Source organism: Candidatus Nealsonbacteria bacterium CG07_land_8_20_14_0_80_39_13 (assembly GCA_002779355.1).
Classification (GTDB): Bacteria; Patescibacteriota; Minisyncoccia; order Minisyncoccales.
On record PEWS01000024.1, the window covers coordinates 1 to 3133 of the forward strand.

General features: G+C 40.4%; 1 protein-coding gene and 1 pseudogene (1 of these 2 cut by a window edge). Both read left to right on the forward strand.

Going from position 1 to position 3133, the window contains the following annotated elements; genetic code table 11:
* Positions 1-323: 323 nt before the first annotated feature.
* Positions 324-1691, forward strand: coding sequence for a hypothetical protein (locus tag COS96_01625; protein ID PIU43948.1), 1368 nt, complete (start codon positions 324-326; stop codon positions 1689-1691).
* A gap of 7 nt (positions 1692-1698) precedes the next feature.
* Positions 1699-3133 (forward strand): annotated as a pseudogene (locus tag COS96_01630) (hypothetical protein); it runs 245 nt beyond the window's last position.

Genomic DNA, 3133 nt, shown 5'->3' on the forward strand with positions numbered 1-3133 from the left:
AATGGTCAAAGAAAATACTATTCTTTTGAATCTCAACAATAAAAAATATTTCGCCAAAGACTCCGGAGGAAGATACAACATCAAAGAAGCATAGGATTGAATTTCTAATTTTTGGCCAATCCTCAATTTTTAAGCATTTCAACATTGTAACCGATAGTTATTGCTTTTGATTGTGCTATTATTATAAGAAGATATATCTGAAAAAAAAGAAGAAACGGCAGAAAAAGTCCAAAAAATGAAAGAACAGGACATATGTGGCGGGATTTTTTGTTTTTTAAAAAGAGCAAGACTTTGACATATAAATGTGCTAATATATTAGTATTATGATACTTAGCCCTTCTTTTTATTCGGAATTAAGTTCGTTTTCTTTATATGTCTGGCACATTATTGTCAGTTGGTGGTGGGTTCCATTGCCGTTTTGGCTTCGGGCGAAGGCGGAAGAAAGATATCTGGATTTTATAACTAATAGGTGGGATGGTAAGACGAAAAGAATATTGCTTGAGATCAGAATACCTGAAGTGTCTTTGAAATCCATTAAAGCGATGGATCAGGTTATATCTTCTCTCCATGGGATCCATGACTCTCCGACGCCGAAGGAAAAATGGGTTGAGGGTGTTTGTCAACAAAGCATAGCTTTTGAAATAGCCGGTATTGAAGGAGTTGTTCATTTTTTCGTAAGAGTTCCGGAGCCGTGGAAAGGGTTCGTGGAAGCAGCTTTTTACGCCCAATATCCGGATGCTGAAATCAGCCAGGTTGACGATTACACAAAAAATGTCCCTCAAAACATTCCCAATAAAGAATGGAAAATATGGGGAGTTGAATTTATTGCCGCCAGAAACGAACTTTACCCGATTAAAACTTATCCGAAATTTGAAGTGGGAAGAGAAATTAAAGAAACAGGAGGGAAGAGTATGAAGGAGGAAGAAAGAGTTGACCCTTTAGCCAGTCTTTTGGAATCAATGAGTTCCTTAGGTCCGGGAGAACAGATGTGGATTCAGTACCTTGCCAAGCCTGTTATGGATAAAAATTACGACTGGGTGACAAAGTCTAAAAAATTAGTTGACAAGCTCTCTCAAAGACCGGAAAAAGAGAAAGTGGCATCAGAGGTTATGAACACTTTTGATGAAGCGAGGGCAGCGCTTTATCATGTCATCGTCGGTAAAAAAGAGGAGAAAAGCGCCAAAGAAGAAAAAAAAGAAATATTCTCTCCGGAAATGAAATTGACTCCCGGAGAAAGAGAATTGCTTACCTGCGTGGAAGAAAAAATGGGTAAATTTGGATTTGTGACAACCTTCAGAGCTGTCTATATTGCCAAGAAGGGGGTTTTCTTTAAACCGCGAGTTAAGGGCCTTTTTGGCTTCAGCAAATCTCTTTCTTTGGGTGAATACGGCGGAGGATTTAAGCCCTGGTCGCCGGGAACGACTAAGGTAAAATCCATTTGGATCGGAATTCTTGATAAGCGGAGGTTATATATCAGGGAAAGAAGAAAATTCAGATATTTTACTAAAAGATATCCCGGAGTTTTCCCTCGTTCTAAAGCCGAAGACGGTCAAAGCGTCAAAATGCTTTTGAACACCGAAGAATTGGCGACCTTGTTTCATTTTCCGGGCAAAATTGCCGCTCCGGCTGCCGGAGTTGCCTGGCTTGAGCAGAAGAAAGGAGAAGCTCCTCCTGAATTACCAGTAGAATAAAAAAAATATGAGTGATATAACTTTTTTCGGCGAAACAACATTCAGAAATAGAAGAAGAAGGTTTGGTATAAAGGCTGACGACAGGCGCCGGCATTTTTATGTTATAGGAAAAACCGGAATGGGGAAAACAGCCATGATGGAAAACATGGCTATTCAGGATATCAGAAACGGTAAAGGGATTGCTTTTATAGATCCTCATGGCGAAGCGGCTGAAAAAATATTAAATTTTATCCCTGCTTCCAGAATTAATGATGTCGTTTATTTCAACCCCGGAGACTTGGACTTTCCGATCGCTTTTAATGTCATGGAGAGCGTCGGGAAAAAATATCGCCACTTGGTTGTTTCCGGGTTGATGGGGGTTTTTAAAAAAATATTCGGACCGGAAGTCTGGTCAGCCAGAATGGAATACATCTTAAATTACGCAATTTTGGCTCTTTTGGAATATCCGGGCTCTACTCTGCTGGGGATTAATAGGATACTTGCCGACCCGAATTACAGAAAAAAAGTTTTGGAAAAAGTGACTGATTCAACCGTAAAATCTTTTTGGGTTAATGAGTTTGCCAAATACAGTCAAAAGTATGAGACAGAAGCGACGGCCGCTATTCAAAACAAAGTCGGACAATTTATTTCAGATCCTCTTATCAGGAATTTTATTGGTCAGGTAAAGGCGTCCATAAATTTCAGGGAGATAATGGATACTAAAAAAATCCTGATAGCCAATTTGTCAAAGGGGAGAATCGGAGAGGAAAACTCTTCTCTTTCGGGAGCTCTTCTGATTACAAAGCTTCAGTTGGCGGCTATGAGCAGGGTGGAAATTCCCGAGGAGGAGAGAAATGACTTTTATTTATATGTTGATGAGTTCCAGAACTTTGCCACGGAATCTTTTGCTATTATTTTGTCAGAGGCGAGAAAGTACAGATTGGATTTAATTTTGGGACATCAATACATCAATCAGATGGATGAGACGGTCAGGGACGCTGTTTTCGGCAACGTGGGAACGTTGGTTGTCTTCCGCGTCGGAGCCGAGGACGCAGAATTTTTAGAAAAAGAATTTTCTCCATATTTTCTCGCCACAGACATAGTTAATTTAAAAAAATATTCCATTTATGTAAAATTGATGATTAACGGATTATCAAGCAAGCCGTTTTCAGCTGAAACGTTGCCTCCTTTGCCGGCGCTGGAACAATCCAGCGTGGAAAAAATAATCGCTGTTTCGCGGGAAAGATACGGTAATCCGAGAGAAGCTGTTGAAAAAAGAATAACCGACTGGACTGAATCAATAACTCTTTCAGGAGTGGCCCAGCCGGCAGGAGCGAATCAGTCGGCAGGGGCGTTTCCGGCAAGAATGAGCAGTCCTCAATCATCAATTCTTTATGATGCAAAATGTTCCGCTTGCGGAAAAGACACGAAATTGATATTTCCTCCGGACGGGAAAAGGCCTG